Here is a 20,004-nt window from a genome sequence, read left to right as displayed (position 1 = left end):
GGGCCGCTGCCGCAGGTGTACTGGATGACTTTGGCGCCGTCGGCGGTGGACGCGGTGGCCACGTCGAGCACCTTGCCACTGCCCCGGCCGGTGATCCGGTAGTAGGTGGGGGGGGTTGCCGGTGACCGTGCCCGCGGCGGCGTCGATCGCGATCGCGGGGGCCCAGGTCAGCGACATCAACGTGGTCGCGGGGAAGCTGATCGGCAGCCACACCTAGCGGGAGTCGTTGACCGGGCCCGACCAGGCGCCGGCCCAGCGGTCGCCCATGTAGAGGTACGCGCTGCCGACGTCGGTCCAGCCCCGCCAGGGGCCGCCGATACTGGTGGTGGTGGCGTACTCGGCTTGGTTGGGGGTTCCAGCCGGAGGTGCCCGAGGTGAGCATGAAGTAGACGCCGTTGCGTTTGAACGGCGCCGGGGCCTCCCGCGTGCCGTTGTCCCAGAAGTCGCCGACCAGCGCCGCGACCTGCCGGTAGTCGCTGGTCAGGCGATAGATCCGCAGGTCTTGATTCTCGTCGGCGGCCGAGATCATGTACGCGGTGCCACCCTTCTCGTACAGGGTGATGTCCCGCGACATGTGCTGGCGAGCGGCCGGAAGCCGCCGTGGAACATGTACGGGCCGTCGACCGTGCTCGTCGAGGCAACCGCCGCCCGCGCCTTACCGCAGTCGGTGTCGTTTTCCTTGTGTATCCACATCACGTACCGCCCGGTGACCGCGTTGTAGCCGACCTTGGGTCGGTCGATCTGGGCGTGGCCCAGCTCGGCGGCCGACGACGAGGTCAGCACGTCGGTGCGGAACTCCCACGTACGCTGGCCGGCGGAACGGTAGACGGAGACGGCCCGGAACGTGTCGTCGGCGTTGCGGTTCTCGCCGAACCAATACCAGTACGAGCCGGCCTCGAGCACCCCGCCGCCGTGCGCGTGCACCCCCGGCGCCACTCGTGTCGGTGAATGAATCCCGTTCGCGATCGTCACCGGCGCCGCCTGCACTGGCGCCGGGACCGACGCCACGACCAGCGCCGCCACCACAGTTGCCACGACGCTCCGCATGGCAAATCCATTAGATGTACGCCAAAGTCTGGCTATATCGGCCGTGTCGCGGCCCGGGTGGTCCTGTTGGTGATCCACCTCGGACGGTCGGCTGTCATCCGGGGAAGCCGATCGGCTGAGTTGAGCCGTCCGCCAGTACATGGCGTGGTCGCAGAACCCGCGATTTCCGCCGTCAGCACCGGAAAAAGGGCGTGATCACGCCATGAAAACGACAGATAACACCAGGACACTCAAACCGGACGGTTTACTGCCACTTGCCGGAGAGGCCATGACCCAGCGCGATGCCGATCTCAGAAAAAGCGTCTTTTCCCGTACGGCGATGGGGCGCGGCCCCTATGTGGCCCGTCCGCCGTACGTGATGCCGCGGTGGTTGCGCCGCGTCCTGCTCGGCCTCCTCGCCCTGCTGCTGGTGCTGCTCGCGCTCGTCGCCTGTCACGAGGAGCAGAAGCCCGAGACCCTGGCGCGCTCGAAGCTGACCGGTGCCCGGCTCACCACCGGCCCGATCTGCCTGGAGGAGGCGGTCGACGTCTCGTCCTCGATGCTCGCGTACACCGCGCAACGCGAACGGGCCGAGCGTGAGCTGTTCGGCTTCGCCAAGCGCGAGCTGCAGCCGACCGACTCGCTGACCACGGCGTTCTTCTCGGGCTCGGCCAAGGTGACGTTGCCGCCGACCAGTCTGCAGTCGCTGACCGCGCCGGCCCCGCCGCCGGGCGCCCTGGAGAACGGCACGCTGCTCACCCCGGCCGTGGTCGAGCTGGTCAAGTCGCGCTTGGTCAACCCGCAGCCGTGTGCCTCCCGGGCGCTGGTGATGATCACCGACGCCGAGCTGGGTGACGACCTGCCCCAGCTCGAGGCGGCCATCTACGCCGCCAGCTACACCCGTATCTACGCCGTGTCTCCGATCGGGGGACGCGGGTCGCTCAACGGGGGCCTCCTCGGGGCGATCAGCGTCTATGAGTTCCACGGCGGCGGCACTGCGGGGCGCATCGCGTCGGTGCTCGACGACGCCCGCCCGCTCGACGTGATCTTCGGCGACATCCTGGCCGACCTTACCGGTCAGCGCCTGACCAAAACCGAATCCGACTCCTAGAGAAGGTCATCTTCGCCATGAGCAAGAAAGAGGTGGAGCGGCGCAGCCGGCGCTGGACGCGACGCTCCGAGAAGCCCATCCGGTACGGTCCGCTGGCCCGCTGCGCCGACTGGTGGTGTGCGACCCGCGACGCCCGCAAGGGCCTGCCCGAGCTGCCCGCCGATGACCGCCGCACTCCGGACGCCGACATTCCCACCGGCACGCCGCACATGTCGTTCCTCGGGCAGCAGGGCATCGAGCGCAAGGCCAAGGAGTGGATCGTCTACCAGTCCGAGGTGGCCGACCCGATGGCCCATCGCAGCGACCTGGCGGCCCGGCACAAGGCCCTACGGGACGAGCTGGTGCTGGCCGAGCAGCGGTTCACGGCCCTCGATGAGGGTGCGCCCGACACCGGCAAGGTCGCCGGCGAGGACCGGACCGATCCCGGGGTCGCCGCCCAGCGCCGGGCCAAGGCGCACGCCGCCAAACGCGACGAGGCGAAGGCCAAGGTGGACCGGCTCACCGCGGAGCTCAACCGGATGAGCGCGGAGATCGCGCAGCTCGACGAGCAGATCGCTATTCAGAAGGAGATTCACGAACGGCGGGCCGACATCATCGAGGCCCACATCCGGCGCCGTCGGGCCGCGTACGAGACCCGGCTGGTCCGCAAGCACCCGCAGGGCCTGTTCCTCAACCGGCTGCTGCGCCCGGACTGGCCCGCCGTTCCCGACTGGGCCACCGCCGCGTCGGCCCGGATCCCCCGGACTCGCTCGGGTGACCTGCGGCCGGTTCTGGCCGCCCGGGACGAGGAGGGCTGATCGTGAGACGCATTCCCGGCTTCGGCCGCCGCCCGTACAGCTCCGGCAAGCGCGGCCGGGCCACGTTCGCGGGTCCGCCCACCCATCCGCTCGACCTGGTCAAGCCGCCCGACTACGAACTGGACGAGAGCTGGCGTGACGAGACCAAGACCGAGGTGGGCCGGCTGATCGACTCGCTCAAGCCGAACGCGCTCGACGCCGGCACCCGCGAGGTCGTGCACAACTTCATCAACGCGCGGGTGCTGCGCTCGCTGAAGGAGATCGAGTCGCTGCGGGCCGAGCGCCGGGCGATCGCGCGGGTGCTGGTCGGCATGGCCAACGAGGAGGTCTCGCGGCGGCTGCCCGGCTACGAGGTGGATTTCGCTCGCGTGTCGCACGCCCGGACGGCTGTGGCCGATGCCTACGAGAAGCTGACCGGCCGCTCGGCCGAGGAGTTCCTGGCGGCGGCTCCGGAACGGGCCGGTGGCCGGCCTCTGCACTCGACCGTCGGCGGCATCGACCTGCACCTGGACGACCCGCTGACCTGGTTGGAGAAGACCCGCGGCAAGCCCCGCAAGCAGGGCGCGCTGCGCGATCCGGACATGGATCTGCCCGCCGACCCCGACATGCCATCGCCTGAGCCCGAGGGAAACCGAGATGGAGACTGACACCACTGAGCCCAACCGCTGGTCCTATCAGGGATCGGCTGACCTCGGCGGCGCGACCGTGGGCGACCTGGCTCACAAGGGCGCCTTGCTGATGGCAGCCGCGGCCGACGCGGCCGCCTTCAGCGCAGTCGTATCGCTGATCATGAGTGACCACCAGCTGTGGGAGGTCTGGCTGATCGTCCTCGGCCTCACGGTGATCGCGTTGGCGCTGGCCCACTTCGCCGGCCGGATCGCCCGCGACGATGCGGCCGCTCACGGCAGGGTGCGCTGGCATGTCGTGCTGGTCTGCGGTATTCCGTGGCTGTTGCTCGGACTGGCCGCCGTATGGGTCCGCATGCGGATCGCCCCCAATACCGGCGGCCTGCTGAACGGCTCCTCGGGCCAGGTCGACAACAGGATGCCCAACGCGCTGTTGTTCCTCGTCCTTTACGTCGCCTCCGGGATGGTGGCCGGTATCGGTGAGTTCCTCACCCGCAACCCGCTGCGCAACGCCTACCGCAACCTGATGAAGACCTATCAGAAGGCCCAGCGCAAGCTCGCGAGGACACAGCCGCCGTTCGAGCGGGCGATGTTCGTCCGCGAGATCCACCGCGCGTCCTTCGAGGAGGACGACGAGGTGCTGCTGAACGCCAAGTTCGATCGGCTCGCGTACGGCGAGGAACTCAAGCAGTACGCCCAGATCACGATCGCCGCCCACCTGCAGGACCCCTCGGCCACCGACGGCATGACCGAGGCCGACTGGCGCCGCTCGCGCCTGCATGTGGTGCGCGACGACCCCGACAAGCAGCAGCCGGGCGCCGCCGCATGAACCCCTTCCGATCGCACAAAGGTGAACCGACCATGCGTTTCTCATCCGCCGGGCGCGCCCTGCTGGCCGCGGCGCTGTTGGCCACTGTCGCGGCCTGCGCCGAAGACAAGCCCGCCCCGTCCTGCCCTACCCAGGCCCAGCCCGGGCTGGCCGTCGCGGTCGGCGCCCGTGCCAACAGTCCCCAGCCGGCGCTCCCGAAGCAGGTCGAGGATTACCTGACGAGCGACGGGAACGTCAAGGGCGTCACGGTCGTCCGCGTCGACGGCGCGCCCAGCATCGCCTGTGGGCTCTCGTTCCAGGCCAAAGCGAAGAACGACACGGCGAAGAAGCAGGAGAAGCACGACTTCGGCCAGCTGGCCGTCGCGCAGATGCGGGCCGTACGATCCGAGCGCCCGGAGGCGGATCCGCTGGGCGCCCTGACCCTGGCCGCCGATTCCGCCGGGCCGGGCGGCCTCGTGGTGCTGGCCGACTCGGGGCTGCAGACGAAGGCGCCGCTCGACTTCCGCACCGAGGCGCTGCTGTTCCTGTCGCCCGACAAGATCGTCGAGCAGCTGCGCGCGAGCAACCTGCTGCCCGACACCGCCGGCAAGCGGGTCGTGCTGTCCGGCATCGGCTATGCCGCCGATCCGCAGAAGCAGCCGCACCCGGGCCTGCAACGCCGGCTCGTGGCCATCTGGACGGCCATCGCCAAGGCCGGCGGCAGCACCGACGTCCAGGTGGCCGAGCAGGCGAACACCGGCGCCGCGCTCACCGACAAGCCCGCGGTCAGCCCGGTCGCCCTGCCCGAGCCCGACCCCGTGACCGCCGCCTGCGGCTCGGTGATCGAACTCCCGGACGGCGGCGCGGTGGGCTTCCAGCCCGACCAGGCGGTCTACCGCGAACCCGCCCGGGCGCGGTCCACCCTGGTCACGGTGGCCGAGTTCCTCGACGAGAATCCGGCCGCGGACGCGTCGGCGACCGGGACCATCGCCCACTACGGCGCCGACGTGAAGGACGCCGGGCTGGCCCTGGACCGGGCCCGGACCGTCACCGGGACCCTGCGCGAGCTGGGCGTCAGCCCGGACCAGCTGACCGCCCACGGCGGCGGCTGGGGACCGTACGAGGGCACCGGCGACGCCGTCGATCAGCGCAACCGGCGCGTCGTCCTGCAGATCAGCTGCTGATGGCGATGCGACCGCCACGCAGCGTCCTGGCCCTGAGCGAGGAGATCATCGAGGACCGCACGCCACAGGACGTGCCGATCTTGTCCGTGGTGACGCAGGCCTTCTATGAGGTGCCGGCGGTACGGCGCAAGATGGCCGCGACGGTGGAGGCGGTCTACCGGATGCAGTCACCGACCGCCTTCGACGCCGCCGGCGGCTCGCTCGCACTGCAGCTGACCGTGGTCCTGCTGAACGGCGTGGCCGCGGACGCCTTCGATGACGCCACCGCCCAGCGGGGCCGGGTGGTGGCGGACTGGCTGGCCCGGCGCCGGTTGTCGTGGCGGCTGCGCCGGTGCCGGGCCGCCCAGGGCGCAGACACCCCGGTCCCGGTCGTCTCCCCGGATCTCGCGGCACAGATCGCCGGGCACGCCCGGCGGCTGGCGCACCGGTGCGGCCTGAACGGGCCCGAGGCCGAGGCGTACGCCGACCGCCTGGTCAGCGTCCTGACCCCGGCGCCTCTTCCGGAATGACTTTACGACGGCCGATGACTCACAACCGGCCTTACGGAGCCGGCCTGAGGAGAGCAGTGCCGGTGTCGTCGCCGGTCAGGGCCAGCATCACCGGCAGCACCGCGGGGTGCCGCCGGGCCACGGCCGCGCCCGCACGCAGCAGGTCGGCCACCGGGCCGGGGCGCCCGGCCAGGTTTGCGACGTCCGGCGCCAGGCCGGTGACCGCTTGCCCCACCGCCCGGTAGAAGTCGGCCGCCAGCCGCCCGCCGCCGGTGGCCGCCACGGCCGCGAGCACCTCGGCCACCGGTCCGATCGTGAGGTCGTCCTCGGCGCCGTCCAGCAACCGGACGAGGGTCGTCTCCGGGTCGGGCCGGTCGAGTGCGAGCAGGACAGGGCCGTGGGCCTCCCGGTCGGCCAGGTCCAGAACGGCGGCGCTGAGGGCGTCCCGGGTCGCGACGAGCGTACGGCCGGCCGGGTCGAGCAGGCCCGCGCGTTCCGCCTCGAGCAGCGCCCGCTTGCCGGCCGGGCTCGCGGCGACGAACCGCTCGGCCAGGTCACGGCTACGGCGGGCGCGACCGGCGGCGGCGATCCCGACGGCGGCGGCCTCGGCGCGCAGGCCGGCCATCTCTTCAGCCTCCTCGGGGGACAAGGCCCACATCGCCTCGCGCACGGCGAGGTCCGCCTCCGCGGCCAGCAGCCCGGGGTGCGCCTCCAGGACGGCCGACGAGCCGTCGAGCAGCCACTCGGTGGCCTGAGCGACCAGGCCGGCGTCGACCGTCAGCCAGCCGGGTGCGGGCTCGCCCCAGGCCCGGTCGAACGCGTCCGGGTCCGGCGCGCGATGCCGGCGGCCCTGCTCGTGCAGCACCGCGGTGCCGGCTCGGTCAAGACCCGGCCGTCCGGCCACGGCGGCGAGCCATTCAGCGGCCCGCAGGTCGCCCGGCTCGGCCGCCGACGCGCGGCTCAGCAACCCCCGTACGGGATCCCGATCGATCAGCCGCGCCCACAGGTCGCGCGCCGTCGCGTCTCCGCCCACCCGCTCGTACGCGGTCAGGGCCGCCGCGACGTCCTCGGCACCTCGGTCGATCGCTTCGCTCAGGGCCGTGGCCGCGGCGCCGGTCTGCCCCAGCCGCAGGTGGGCCTGCCCGGCCGCCGCCAGCGCGTCGGCCCGCACCGGCGAAGCCGAGCCGAGATCGGCGGCTTCCCGCGCCACGCTCAGCGCCCGCGCGGGCTGGTCAGCCTGCAGGCAGGCCCAGGCGAGACGGATCAGGGCCGGTCCGATCGCCGCGGGCGACCCGAGTTCCCGGTGCCGTTCAACCGCCTCGGCGGCCGTCTCGACCGCGGACCGGCTCCACCCATCCAGGTAGATCGCGGTCAGCCTGTCCAGGGCCGCCGCCAGACTGTCCAGGCCGACCGGACCGCGTGCGAGCCGGCGCCGCAGCCCGGCCGCCTCCTCCAGACCGGCGGTCGCGGCGTCGATCCGCCCGCAGTCGTGTTGGGCGACGGCCAGGTTGGTCAGCGCCGCGGCCAGCGCGGCCCGCCGGTCGGGCCGCTCGGCCACCGCCGCCCGCAGCAACGCGACCGCCTTCTCGGCGGCGGGCAGGGCGTGGCGGGGCCGGCCCCGCCGGCGGCGGATCGTCGCGAGCGCCGACCAGGCGTCGGCCCGGGTGTCGTCGGCGCCCACGGCCCGCTGGGCCAGCGTCTCGGCCTCGTCCAGATCGCCGTCGGCCCGCCGGCACGACGCCAGCCGCAGCAGCGCGTCGGCCCGGGCGGCCCGGCCGGACGCGCCGGGCACGGTTGCCAGCAGCTCAACGGCCTGCCGCGCGGCCGTTGTGGCGGGCGCGCCCGAAAGGGTGGCGCTGAGCAACGTGAGGGCCCGGCCCCAGTGCGGCCGGAAAGCGGGTTCCCGGGCCGCCACAGCCCTCAGCAGCGTCACCGCCTCCCGGGCCGGGGCGACCGCGGCGGCGGCCTGCCCGAGCGCCAGGTGACACTCGGCCAGCGCGGTCAGAGCGACGGCGAGCCGGGGCCGCGCCGCCGGGTCGACACCGGCGGCGGCCCGGCTGAGCCGCACCGCTTCCTCCGCGGCGGCGTGCGCCTCGCCCTGCCGGTCCAGCTGCCGCAGGCACTCGCTCAGCCCGCCCAGCGCGCTCGCCAGCCCGGCCTCGGCACCCGGACTCGACCGGTAGAGCCGCACCGCCTCGCGGACGGACTCGTGAGCGGAACCGATGTCGCCCGCCCGCCGCTGCGCGATCCCCACGTTGGTGAGGGTCATCGCGACCTCGGCGTGGTAGGCCGCGGTGCGGCCGGCCAGCTCCCGGAAGAGGCCGGCCGCCTCTGTCCCGGCGGCCACGGCGTCCGCGGCCGGCCCGGCCTCGGCCCGGCACACAGCCAGGTTGGTGAGGGCGCCGGCGAGATCGGCGGCCGACATCGGATCGTCGGAGCGCAGCCCTCGGAAGAGGGTGACCGCGCGGCTAGCCGCCTCGGCCGCCGGCTCCGGGCGGCCGGCGTCACGGTAGGTCACGGCCAGGTTGTCGAGCGCCGTGGCCAGGGCGTGCGGCTGCTCGGGCAGCGCGGAGGACAGGCGCACGGCGGCCTCCGCATGGGGGATGGCGGCGGTTCGGCGTCCCGCGGAGCGCAGCCGCGCCGCCCAGCCTGCCTCGGCCAGGGCCGCCCGCGAGCGCAGCGCGGGCGTCGACGAGGCCAGGTCGTGCAGCCGGCCGACCGCCAGGTCCCCCGCGTCGATCGCGTGCCGCCAGGCGTGGTCCCACAGGTAACCGGGCTCGGTGCCGGGTATGCCGCCCTCAAGGACCGCGCGGTAGCGTTCGAGGAGGGCCACCGCCACCGTCACCGCACGCGCCTCGCCGCCTTCGGACCCGTACGCGCCGAGTTCCCCGGCCAGCGTCTCGTGAGCCAGGCGATAAGCCACGACCCCGGCCGTACGGTCCTGGACCACGAGGTGCCCGAGCTGTCCGAGCAGCCATAGCAGGTCGTCACGGTCGACGGTGAGGCCGGCCGGCGCGGTGGCCGCGGCCACGACGATCCACTCCTGCTCCCCGAAGCCGGCGCCGTAGGACCACGCCAGCGTGGCCAGCAGGTGCCGTGCGAGCCCGCCGGGAGTCAGCCCGGGCGGCAGGGGCACCCGGTGCTCGGGCGGCTCGGCCGTGTCAAGGTCGGCCGCCAGCAGCGCATGCACCGATGCGGGCAGGTCGTGGCCGGCCCGCAGCTGCTCGGTCAGCCGGTGGGCCAGCAGGAACGTGGGTGCCCCGGCCGTCACCTCATCGGTCAGCCGGGCCGCTGCCCCGGGCTCCATCACTTCGGCCAGCCGTCCCAGCACGTACGCCCGCAGGTCCGCCCCGGCCTCAGCCACCTGCTCCGGCGCTTCGAGGTCGAGCAGCGCGACCGGATCGAGGACGGCGACGAGGTAGCCGATGTCCCGGGTGCCGACGATGACGCGGGCCCGGGTGGCCAGCGGGATCAGCACCTGTTCGGCGATCGCGCGGCTGTGCTCGCCGGCCTCGTCGAGCCCGTCCACCACGATCACCGGACACCCGGAGACCGGCAGCTGCCCTCGGATTTGATCGGGGGTGCGGCCGCGCGCGTCGACGAACACAGCCGCGGCCCGGCCCGCCGCGTGGGTCAGGATCGCCGTCTTACCCGAGGCGGGCGGCCCGGTCAGGACCCGCAGTCCCGGCTGGTCGGAGCCGGCCCACGACCGCACCACCTGGACGGCGCTCGCCCGGCCGATCAGGGTGCCGCGGTCACCGGCGACGATCCGGTCGACCGGGCGGGCCGGCTCACGCACAGCCGCGTCGTAGCTGGGATTGCGCAGCAGGCTCGCGGGCAGGCCGACCCGGGCGAAGAGCACGCGCTGAACCGGCCGGCCGTCGCGGCTCGGGGGCATGGCGACCTGCATCGCGTTGCCGATCGCGTCGCCGGTGACGTAGGCACCCGACCAGAACAGCCGCTGCGCCGGGTCGGTGGATCCCCGTCTCAGCACCCGGTGCAGGTGCCGGCCGAACAGACCGTCCACCGCGGATTCGCCGGGGCCGGCCGAGGCGAGCATCCCGGCCCACGGTTGCCCGCCCGCCCGCTCCTGGCTGAAGACCAGGGCCGCGGTCTGCAACGCCTTGAACGCGCCGGCGCCGGCGAAGCAGACGTCGATGATGCAGAGCAGCTGGCTGGTGCCGGACGCGGCGATGCTCAGCACCAGTTCGGAGAGCGGCAGGCCGGTACCCGGATGCCCGTCGCTCTCCGTCGTCAGCAGCCGGACCTCACCGTTGAAGACCTGACCGTGCCCGCTCCAGGCGAGAATGACCGGCTGCGCGCTGCCGGCCAGCCTGACCTGTTCGAGCAGCGCCCGCACGTCGTCGGCGGCCGGATCACCAAGGACCGTGCCGTCGACCTGGTCGGCCAGCAGCTCGTGCAGGCGTTCGGTCTCCCATCGGGCCGCCGGGAGCCGCCCGTGGCCGTGGCGGTAGTTCTCCACCCCGATCCCGACGAAACGCGGCCGCAGCCATGTGGACATTCCCGCCTCCGCTGCCTCGCCGGGCACCGATCGTCGCACGCTCGGCAGCCCGATCGAGGGACTGGGCGGCGGTTCCGTCCGAAGAGCTGAACCGTTCCGGGCCGCCGATCCCCGCGGCCGCAATAGCTTGTCCTACGTGTCCACGTCGCGCCTCGATCCGCTGTCCCTGCCCCCAGCCACCACCGGGCGTTTCCTGCTGCTCGGCGCGACCGGTGTGGCGGCGTCGGTGCAGGTCTACGGGTGGCTGGTGGCCCAGCTGTCCACGGTGAGCGTCGCCCCTGCGCGCTGCGTCGAAGCGGCCCGGCAGGTCACCGGTGCCCTGCCGCCGCACGACCTGATCGACTGGTATGCCGCATGCGAGGTGTGGGCGCAGGTCCGCGAGGCGCGTTTCGTGGTCCTGATGATCCTCGTCCTCGCCGCGGTCACGACGGCCATCTACCTCGCCGTGCCGGTGTGGGCGCGGCGCAGCATGATCCCGTTGCGGCGGTACGCCGGCGATCCCGTGCTCGGCCCGGTCGTGGCGCGGATCGAGCACCTCGCCGGTCCCCGCGTCCGTGTCTACGTGTCGGTTGCCGCGGGCGGGGGCGTGGACCGGGCGTTCGGGCGGTTCGGCCGCTACTCGATCGTGCTCGACAGCAGCCGCCTGGCCCAGGCTGCCCGCGCCCCCGCCCATCCGGCGCTGCTCAGCGTGTTGCGGCACGAACTGGCCCACCTGCGCAACCGCGACGTCGATCTCACCGGCCTCACGGTCGCGGTGTGGTGGGGTTTCCTCGTCGCAGTCGTGCTGCTCCCCTTGGCGTACGTGGCCTTCTCGGCGCCCGCGGCCGTCGGCGGCCTGTCCTGGCGGCTCGGTGTGCTGCTCTTTTTGTTCTGGCTGCTGCGCGCCTCGGTGCTGCGGGTCCGCGAGTTCTACGCTGACGTCTCCTCGGACGCCGGGGACGACCTGGTGCGCACGCTGCACGCGGCGCCGGGGCCGCACACGGGGTCGCGAGTCCGCGGCTGGTTCCGCTTCCACCCGTACGTGGCCGACCGGATCGCCATGCTGCGCGGCACCGACCGGTTGTTCGAGCTCGCCCCCGGGGTCGCGGCCGCCGTGGGCGCGCTCGTCGGCCTCGGCTATCCCCCGGCCCGCTACCTGGCCGGGTTGCTGCTGCCGGATCACGCCTACCTGCCCGGCTGGATCTGCGGACTGGTCTTCGGCTCGTTCGCGGCCACCGTGTTGGCCGGCGGGATGTGGCGGGCCGCGTTGTGGGCCGCCGCCGCGCCCGGCCGCAGCGTCCGGGTGTGGCCGTCCGCGCTCGCTTTCACGGCAGCGCTGGTGGGCGGGGTTGTGCTCACACCCGACCGGCCCGACACCGGCTCGTTCGGGTCGGTCGTCCTGGCCGCGCCGGGGGTCGCGGCCGTGGTGGGCCTCGCCCTGCTGGCGCTGATCTGGGTCTTCCTGCGCTGGACGCTGTTCTGCGCGGCCAGCCGGCTGCCGGTCGCCGGCAGGCCGCGGCGGGCCTACCGGTTCGGCGTGTTCCAAGCCGCGTTGGTGCTAGGCGTGTGGCTGACCGCCTGGTTCCACGTCGGCGACGTGCTGCCGACCGTGAGGGCCGGTGGAACCGTCCAGCTCGTCCTGGCCGCCTCGGTCCTGTTCGACCCGCTGATCGCGCTGTCGATGCTGTGGGTGTTCTGGTATCCCCTGGCCACCTGGCGGCCCCGTCGGCGCGTCCCGGTCTGGCGCGATCCCGCCGACCGCAGTCCGGTCCCCGGCGTACGCACCCCGCTCGGTCCGGTGCATTTGGCCGCGGCGGGCATCCTGACCGCGTACGGCGTAGCCCTGCTCCCCTTCTACCCGAGGCTGCGCACCGCGTTGGAGGCGCGGATGGACGATCTCACCCCGTCCGTCTCCGAACTGTTGCCCAGCACCCTGATCCTGGTGCTCCCCGCGCTGCTGGCGGCGATCGGCGGGCTGTACTTCCTCGGGCTGGCGACCGGCGGGCGGGGCCGGCTGGAACGCGCGGTGACCGCGGCCGGAGCGACCGTGCTGCCCATCGCGGCCGGTTTGCTGGTGTTGATGCTGCTCCACATCAGCCGAGCCTCGCCACGGGCCCGGGGCCTGCTGGAGCTTCTGGCCGGGCTGGCGCTGGGCGGCGGCTCGGCGGACGAGGACCGGCCCGCCTACGCCGCGCTGGGCCTGATGGTCCTGCTGCTCTGCGGTCTGCTGCTGGTGATCGGTCTGCCCGCGGCCGCAATGGGCAGCCTGGTGCGGTCGTTGCGACCGGGCGAGCCGGCGCGGCCTGCTCCGGACCGCCCGGCCTGGGCCGCGGCTCTGTTGCTGCTGCCGATGGTGCTGCTCGGCGGCGGGGTCACCTGGTTCGGCGCGACCGAATGGCGGGTGCCCGACACCGTCGTCTCCCCAGAGGCGATCGACGTCGGGCGGGTCGAGCTGGTTCTGGCCGAGCCGTGGCCGATGGACGTCGTCCTGGGCGAGGCGTGCGGCCGGATGGTGCACCTGGACCTGAGCCCGGCCACGGCCAGTGGTGGCTTCGACATCGTGCTGGCCCGGGCCGCCGCGAGCGCCCGCTCGGCGGCCGACCCGGCCCTGAGGGCCATGGGCGAGGGCGCCGTCGAGGCCTTGCGTCACGAACAACTGCGGCGGGCCCAGCTCGACGTGACCGCCGCCCTGCGCTACTGCGTCACTGCGTTGAACCTCAGCTGAGTCCGGCGCGGGCCTTGGCCACGGCGGCCTGCATCATCTTCTCGGTGACGGCGACGTCGGGTGAGGTCATCTGCATCAGGCTGAGCAGCACGACCAGGTTGCCGGCGCGCGCGGTGACCAGGTGGGCGTAGAGGGCGGCGCCGGCACCGGGCACGGTGGCCGTCATCCGATAGGAGACGGTGTCGTCACCGACGCGGGCCAGGGTCAGGTCGTCGATCGTGACCTTCATTGTGATGCCACCGGCCATCTGCCCGTCGAACTGGTGGCAGTTCTTCTTCACCGTACGCAGCCGGTCCATCAGGGCGGCGGCCCGCGCCGGTTCGGTGACGGTGATCGTCTCCACGACGAACGGCCCGACGGCCCCGCCCTGGTAGACCTGATGAGCACTCACCGCGCCGGTGTCCTCGGTGGCTTCGGCGCAATTGAGCAGGCTGGTGTTCATGCCGGTGGCCGGGTTGTTACCGGCCATCGCCGGGTTGACCGAGTAGCCGTCGCCCAGCTCGGCCGGGGTGAGCAGGGCAGCCGACACGGCGTTCCGGCCGGCCGGCCCGGTCGACGCGCCGCCGGACGATGCGGCGGGTGAGGCGGCGGGCGTGGCCGGGACGGCGGCCGACGGGATGGGGATTGGCGGCGGGTCGGAGCAGGCGGCGGTCAGGGCGACCACCACGAAAACCTGAACAATTCTCGACAGGGCGCGCAAAATGTCCTCCAAGGCCAGAAAGCTAGGCCAAGGGTGACAACGCGCTAGCCGGACTGCATCCTCCGACCCGGCGCCTCTTCTCAGTGGCCGGCCACCACCCCGCTGATCTCGTTCGGGACGCCGTCGACCGTGGCCGATGCGGTGATCTCGCCGCTGGTCAGGTTGAGCTGGTGGACCTTCCGGGCGGCGGGCTCGGTCACGTACGCGACGTCGCCGCGGACGAACAGTGCCGGGCGGGGCTGCTGCCAGTCGACGGGCTCCTGCCACGCCGCGACGACCGGCCACGACTTCGTGATCTTCGCGGTGGCCGGGTCGATGACGTGCAGCTTGCCGTCGGTGCCGAGGATCAGACCCTCGCCGCCGGGGCCGCGGTTGAGCGAGCGGAAGCTGTAGCTCACCCCGGACGGCATCGGCACGACCCGGAGCTTCGCGGTGGCCGTGTCGATCAGCGAGAAGTGGGTGGGGTTCTCCAGCTCGGCGTCGGGCTCGACCTTGTAGTCGCCGAGCAGCACCGGGGAGGCGTCGCTGCCCGCCTGGTTGCCGATCCGGCTGTACTCGCGCTCGCTCTGCACCTTGACGAACGCGCCGTCCTTGAAGAGCAGCACGCCGTCCTCGCAGCCGAGCCCGACCACGTCGCCCTGGGCCACGGCCTCGCCGTGCACGCCGGGGCATTTCTCGTTGCGGGCGATCTCCTTGCCCTGGGCGTCGAGGGCCATCGCGCCGGTGCGGGACTCCTCGGTGCCCAGGGTGACGATCAGGGTGCCGTCGGCCAGTTCCACCGCCACGCCGTGGTGGGGCACCGCCGTCTTGTACTGGCGGCCCTGCGGTTTGCCGTCCGCCAGCTCCTTGGGGTCGAAGCTGTGAACTTCGCCGGTGCCGTCGGTGAACAGGATGGTGCGGTCGCCATGACGTACGACGTGGCCGGGTTTCTCGCCGGGGTAGGCGATGTCGGTCATGGTGCCGTTCACGGCGTCGAGCACCTGGAAGCCGGCGCTGGTGGACACGAAGAGGTGGCTGTCGTCGCCGGCCGGGTTGATCCGGTTGAAGCCGTCCAGGGCGATGGTCCGCTGCACGTCGAGCGTCTCGCCGTCGAGCACGTGGAGGCCGCCGTCGTAGGTGATCGCCACCGGGTCCTTGATCGCGACCGGCGGCGCCGAGGCCGGGGCTTCGTTGCCACAGGCGGCCAGCGACCCCGTGGTCAGCACGGCCAGGGCGAAAATGGTGCGTCGCATTGCTTCCCCTTCGACTGTAATGAGATTCATTTTCGTTAAGCGAACAAAAAAATTTAGAGGCCGCCGATGATCGCCTCCGCGTTGAAGCGCATCATCGCCAGATAACTCGCGGCCTCCCCGTCCGCCTCGCTCAGCGACTCCGAGTACAACCCGACCACCCGTACGGTCAGCCCCGCCTCGTCCGCCAGCACCTCGGCCAGGCGCGCCGGTTGGGCGGTGTCGGCGAAGATCGCCCGTACGTGATGGGTCTCGATCGCCGTGACCAGCTCGGCCAGGTCGGCGGCACTGGGCGAGGCGAGCGTGGTCCCGCTGGGCAGCACGGCCCCGATCACCCGCAGGTCGTAACGGCCGGCCAGGTAGCCGAACACGTGATGGTTGGTCACGAGGACACGACGCTCCGCGGGAATGCGCGCGAAGCGTGCAGCCAGTTCCCCGTCGAGAGCCGACACTTCCTTCCCGTACGCCGAAGCGCGCTCACGCACCACGTCGGCGTCCACCCCGCCGACGTGGGCCACGATCTCGTCGGCCAGCAGCCGGGACGCCGTCACCACGCGGGCCGGGTCGGTCCAGAAGTGCGGATCGGGCCGCCCCGCCGCGTCGCCCTCCCGGTACTCGATGGGCTCGACCCGCGCGCCCACCTCCACGACCCGTACGCCCTGGGCCCGGGCCGCCTCGACGTGGTGCAGCACGCCCTCCTCCAGCCCCAGGCCGTTGAAGACGACCAGATCGGCGGTCTGCAACGCATTCGCCTCGCGAGCCGAGATGGCGAACGAGTGCGGGTCGGCGTCCGGCTTCATCAGCACGGTCACCTTCGCCTGGTCGCCGGCGATCCGCTCCACGACGTCGCCCAGGATGTTGGTCGTCACCACGATGCGCGCGTCGTCGGCGGTCGTGCAGGCGGCGGTGCCCCCGGCGAGCAGCAGCAGAACTGTGAGGAGCCGCCTCACCGCCCGACCTCCACAGCCAGATCCGGGCGCTGCGAGGCGGAGAACGTACGGGCGGTTCGCAGCCGGTCCCGATAATCGATCTCGACGATGGCTTGGGCCTGCGGCTGTGTCACGTAGGCCCGGTTGATGTCGAGCATCACCGTCGCGGCCCGCAACGGGGCCTCGGCGATCGTCCGCCCCGTCGTCAAGTCATAGCTGACCAGCGTGCCCGCGTCGTCGAGGGCAAGCACCGAACGCCCGTCGGCCGGCGAGACGGCAGCCATCAACTTGCGTCCGCCCACGGGCAGTTGTCGCAGGGTGGCCTTGGACGCGTTGACCGACCAGATCCCCCCGGAGTGCGCCGTGGCCGCCTCGTTGCTGCGCGGCCGAAACCCGAAGCCCGTCACCCGTTTCCCTTCGGCGCCGAGCACCTCGGCCTCGTCATTCTTGACGCGCACCACCGAGCCCTGGCAGGCGAACACCACGCCACCCCGCAGAACCGCCGCACCTTGCGGCTGCACACAGGGCACGTCGAGCCCGTCCGTCGCCCGGCCGTCGAAACCCATCGCCACAATCCGATCCGCCGCCCGGTTCCGCTGGTCCCCCACCGCCACCAAAAGCGTTTCCCCGTACGGCACCGCCAGCCCGGTGGCGCTGCCGGAATCCACGGTTCCCACCTCGGACAGCACGCCGTCCGCCAGCTTGCGCCGATCCAGCACCGTGACCCGCCCATCGGCGGTGCCGATCGCGGTGTGCGCCTCCGACCCGACCACCGACGCCACCGGGGCATCGAGGACAACCGACCCGACCGTCCGGGCGGGGGCCCGGTAATAGTGGACGTGATCGGTGTGGTCGACGGTCCACACACCGGTGTCCACGATCTGCACCGTGCGCTCCCCGTCACCGGCGTAGACGAACCGCCCGTCCTCGGTCAGTGTCTCCACCCCGATCGCCAGCCCGACCCGCTTCTCCTCCCCCGTCGCCAGATCGAGCAGACTCAGCTCCCGCGCCCCTCGCGCCGCATACGCGATGGCCACCTGAGCCTCCGGCAGCTCCGCGGCCCCCGCCACATACCCATGCGGCTTCACCTCGGCCGCCTCCTCCCCCGAGGCGCACCCCGCAACCGCCACGACAAGGCTCAACACAGCGCCGGCCCTCCTCAACACAACAAGTCCCTTCCGTTCCTCAGCCCTCACCACGAAGTCACAGCCGGCCGTGTCCGTCCCAGCACGACGCCTCCAGCCGCCCCGGCCCGCACTTCGGGTGGGAGCCCGCCTCGCCTTCCACCACAGATCGATGCCCACCGCCGCCCGCAAAGCGCAGACCAAAACGTCCTCCTGGTCACGGCGTCTCCCCCCAAAGCGAGGGATCGGCATCACGCCGCGCCGCGAGCCGAGTCACGGCACCACAATCCGGACACGACACGGCGACGGAGTCACGCCGCACCGAGCCGACCGGATTCGGAGTGCGACGAGGCGGCACGCGCCCGAAGCAACGACGCCATGGAGTCCGCGCCCGGCGAACGGACAGCGTCGTACTCCTGCAAGCCAGCCGATCCCGACCGTATCGGGGCAGCGGGGCCCGGACGCGGCACGTCGGCGGTGTCGCGGCACAGCGGAACAACAGGATCCGATCCCGGCACGGCGGCACGGTCAGGGCGCGACGAGGCGGCAGGTTCGCGGAGCAACGACGCCGGGGAGTCCCCGCGCGGCGAACGGGCAGGGCCGGACCTGTGCGATTCAGGCGGCAGCGGGGCAGCGGGGTCCGGCCGGGGCACGTCGGTGAAGTCGCGGGGCAGTACGACGGGCTGGGAGCCCGACGAGGCAACAGCGTCGCGGAGCGGTGAACCAGAGGCGGCAACGTCAAGCCGCGATGAGACGGCAGGCTCCCCAACTGATCCCGATTCGGCGTCACGACGCGAAGCGGTGGCGGAATCCGAACCCGGCGAAACGGTGGCGGCATCGTGGCGCGGCAGCGGGGTCGGCGCGGCGGCAGCGTCGTGGCGCGGCAGCGCGGTCGGCGCGGCGGCGGCAGCGTCGTGGCGCGGCAGCGCGGTCGGCGCGGCGGCAGCGTCGCGGCACGGCAGCGCGGTGGGCGAGGCGGCGGCGTCGCGGCGCGGCAGCGCGGTGGGCGAGGCGGCGGCGTCGCGGCACGGCAGCGCGGTGGGCGAGGCGGCGGCGTCGGCGTAGGGCGGCAGCGAGGCGGCGGCACGATGCGGCGGCTGAACCGGCGAGACGGTGACCGCGGCGGCGCGAAGCGGCGGCCGGGTGGGCGGCGCGGCAGGGGCACGGTGTGGTGGGGCGGCGGGCCCGCGCAGAGAAAGAGTGAGGCGGCGGGCGGCCAGGAGAAGGAAGAAGATCAGGACGGCCACGGCGGCGATGGTGGGGCCGGCTGCGGTGGCGGCGTGCCAGGAGAGCCAGAGGCCGGCCACGGTAGCTGCTGAGCCGATGACGAAGCTGGTCAGCATCACGGCCGGGAGGCGGCGGGTGACCAGCATGGCCGCGGCGGACGGGGCGATCAGCATGCCGAAGGCCAGCAGGGTGCCGACCACGCTGAAGGCGACGGCCATGGCCACGGTCAGCAGGATCATCATCACGGCGTTGGTCAGGGCGGGGCGCAGGCCCAGCGTGCGGGCTTTGCGCGGGTCGAAGGTGAGCGCGAGGAAAGGCCGGTGGAACACGGCCGACACCGCCGCCAGGGCGATCAGGGTTGCGGCGAGCAGCAGCAGGTCGGTGTGGTCGATGGCGAGGACGTCGCCGAACAGGAACGCGGTCAGGTCGGTGGCGAACGAGCGGGAGTGCGACACGACGATGACCCCGATTGCCAGCATGCCGACGAACAGCAGGCCGATGCTGGTGTCGCGGCCGAATTCGCGGCTGCCGCGCAGCGCGGTGACGCCGGCCGACATGGCGAGGGCGCTCACCGCGGCGCCGGCGACGAGGTTGACGCCGAGGATCGAGGCCAGGGCGACCCCGGGCAGCATGCCGTGGCTCATGGCTTCGCCCAGGAAGGTCATGCCGCGGGCGATCACCCATACGCCCACCAGGGCGCACACCGCGGCCAGCAGCACCCCGCCGAGCAGGGCGCGCAGGACGAAATTGACGGTGAAGGGCTCGACCAGCGACGACATGCTCAGGACCCTATACTGAAACTGAAAATCATTACTAATAAGAGGATGGGCATGAGTGCGCTGCTGACCGCCGAGAACCTGAGCTTCCGGTACGCCGGCACCCCGGTGCTGCAGGACGTGAACGTGCGCGCCGAGGCGGCGTCCATGCTGGCCGTGACCGGCCCCAACGGCTCGGGCAAGAGCACCCTGCTGCACCTGCTGGCAGGAGTGGAAAAGCCGTGGGCGGGTCACGTCAGCCGCGCCCCCGAAGTCCGTGTCGCCCTGCTGCCGCAGCGCACCGGTGACATCGACGCGCTGCCGCTCACCGTCACCGAATGCGTCCGCATCGGACGTTTCGCCCGGCGGCGCCTGACCCGGGCCGACCACGCCGCGGTGCACGACCTGATGGAACGGCTGGAGATCGCCCACCTGGGCCGCCGCCGCCTGCGGGAGCTCTCCGGCGGTCAGCGGCAGCGCACCCTGCTGGCTCAGACCTTCGTACAGGAGGCCGAGGTCTACCTGCTCGACGAGCCCACGGCCGCCCTCGACACGGCCACCCGCGGCCGCGTCCACGAGCTGCTCACCGAGAAGGTGCGGGGCGGGGCGGCCGTCGTCCTCGCCAGCCACGACAGGGAAGAATCGGCCCTGGCCGGTCGGGCGGTGACGCTGGGGCGGTGAACGGCGCGACCAAGGCCTGCCACATGACTGGGTCCTGCCGCAGCCCCGTTCCGGCTATAAGACAGGCCTTAGCATGGATAGTCCGGTTCGAAG

At 72.6% G+C, this 20,004-nt stretch carries 14 protein-coding genes and 1 pseudogene; 8 read left to right on the top strand and 7 right to left on the bottom strand.

The window, feature by feature from the left end; genetic code table 11:
• Positions 1 to 2: 2 nt before the first annotated feature.
• A pseudogene (locus tag BKA14_RS45790) lies at positions 3 to 1,047 on the bottom strand (family 43 glycosylhydrolase); the annotation flags it as partial.
• 268 nt (positions 1,048 to 1,315) lie between these two features.
• Between BKA14_RS45790 and BKA14_RS00840 the strand changes: the two are divergent.
• From BKA14_RS00840 to BKA14_RS00815, 6 genes are read left to right on the top strand one after another with little or no spacing between them, the layout of a single operon-like run.
• Positions 1,316 to 2,137, top strand: a complete 822-nt coding sequence (locus tag BKA14_RS00840; RefSeq protein ID WP_184949030.1) for a vWA domain-containing protein — start codon at positions 1,316 to 1,318, stop codon at positions 2,135 to 2,137.
• A 17-nt stretch (positions 2,138 to 2,154) separates the two neighbouring features.
• Positions 2,155 to 2,934 (top strand): PilN family protein, encoded by a 780-nt coding sequence (locus BKA14_RS00835; RefSeq protein ID WP_184949029.1) that lies wholly within the window; start codon positions 2,155 to 2,157, stop codon positions 2,932 to 2,934.
• Positions 2,935 to 2,936: 2 nt separating this feature from the next.
• Entirely contained in the window at positions 2,937 to 3,581 is a 645-nt protein-coding gene (locus tag BKA14_RS00830) for a hypothetical protein (RefSeq protein WP_184949028.1), read from the top strand.
• Positions 3,571 to 4,389 carry a hypothetical protein gene (locus BKA14_RS00825; RefSeq protein ID WP_184949027.1) on the top strand — a complete coding sequence of 273 codons (819 nt, stop codon included), beginning with the start codon at positions 3,571 to 3,573 and terminating at the stop codon, positions 4,387 to 4,389. Before BKA14_RS00830 ends, BKA14_RS00825 begins: the two co-directional genes overlap by 11 nt.
• Positions 4,390 to 4,421: 32 nt before the next feature.
• The gene (locus BKA14_RS00820) at positions 4,422 to 5,552 is read left to right on the top strand and encodes an OmpA family protein (protein ID WP_184949026.1); all 1,131 of its coding nucleotides are present in this window, start codon (positions 4,422 to 4,424) and stop codon (positions 5,550 to 5,552) included.
• 5 nt (positions 5,553 to 5,557) lie between these two features.
• Positions 5,558 to 6,061, top strand: coding sequence for a hypothetical protein (locus BKA14_RS00815; RefSeq protein ID WP_184949025.1), 504 nt, complete (start codon positions 5,558 to 5,560; stop codon positions 6,059 to 6,061).
• 31 nt (positions 6,062 to 6,092) lie between these two features.
• Here the strand turns inward: BKA14_RS00815 and BKA14_RS00810 are convergent, their stop codons facing one another.
• A complete protein-coding gene (locus tag BKA14_RS00810; RefSeq protein ID WP_184949024.1) occupies positions 6,093 to 10,562 on the bottom strand; it encodes a tetratricopeptide repeat protein in 4,470 nt (1,489 codons plus the stop codon).
• A gap of 136 nt (positions 10,563 to 10,698) precedes the next feature.
• Here BKA14_RS00810 and BKA14_RS00805 point away from each other — a divergent pair, with 136 nt between their 5' ends.
• A complete protein-coding gene (locus tag BKA14_RS00805) occupies positions 10,699 to 13,266 on the top strand; it encodes a M48 family metalloprotease (RefSeq protein ID WP_184949023.1) in 2,568 nt (855 codons plus the stop codon).
• On the opposite strand, the gene BKA14_RS00800 is transcribed toward BKA14_RS00805, so the two are convergent.
• From BKA14_RS00800 to aztB, 5 genes are all read right to left on the bottom strand, one after another.
• On the bottom strand, positions 13,259 to 13,978 hold the full coding sequence (locus tag BKA14_RS00800) for a hypothetical protein (protein WP_184949022.1): 720 nt from the start codon (positions 13,976 to 13,978) through the stop codon (positions 13,259 to 13,261). The genes BKA14_RS00805 and BKA14_RS00800 overlap by 8 nt on opposite strands.
• A gap of 68 nt (positions 13,979 to 14,046) precedes the next feature.
• Positions 14,047 to 15,198: a zinc metallochaperone AztD gene (gene aztD / locus BKA14_RS00795; protein WP_239092834.1), complete on the bottom strand. Its 1,152-nt coding sequence runs from the start codon at positions 15,196 to 15,198 to the stop codon at positions 14,047 to 14,049.
• A gap of 53 nt (positions 15,199 to 15,251) precedes the next feature.
• Positions 15,252 to 16,145, bottom strand: coding sequence for a zinc ABC transporter substrate-binding protein AztC (gene aztC, locus BKA14_RS00790; protein ID WP_184949020.1), 894 nt, complete (start codon positions 16,143 to 16,145; stop codon positions 15,252 to 15,254).
• Positions 16,142 to 17,269, bottom strand: a complete 1,128-nt coding sequence (locus tag BKA14_RS00785; RefSeq protein ID WP_239092832.1) for a hypothetical protein — start codon at positions 17,267 to 17,269, stop codon at positions 16,142 to 16,144. The genes aztC and BKA14_RS00785 overlap by 4 nt, the downstream gene beginning before the upstream one ends.
• A 290-nt stretch (positions 17,270 to 17,559) precedes the next feature.
• The gene (gene aztB / locus BKA14_RS43455; RefSeq protein WP_260416344.1) at positions 17,560 to 19,254 is read right to left on the bottom strand and encodes a zinc ABC transporter permease AztB; all 1,695 of its coding nucleotides are present in this window, start codon (positions 19,252 to 19,254) and stop codon (positions 17,560 to 17,562) included.
• A gap of 51 nt (positions 19,255 to 19,305) precedes the next feature.
• Between aztB and aztA the strand changes: the two genes are divergently transcribed.
• A complete protein-coding gene (gene aztA / locus BKA14_RS00775; protein ID WP_239092829.1) occupies positions 19,306 to 19,911 on the top strand; it encodes a zinc ABC transporter ATP-binding protein AztA in 606 nt (201 codons plus the stop codon).
• Positions 19,912 to 20,004 lie beyond the last annotated feature (93 nt).

The sequence above is a fragment of the Paractinoplanes abujensis genome (assembly GCF_014204895.1).
Classification (GTDB): Bacteria; Actinomycetota; Actinomycetes; order Mycobacteriales; family Micromonosporaceae; genus Actinoplanes; species Actinoplanes abujensis.
This window is presented reverse-complemented; position numbering and strand designations above follow the sequence as displayed.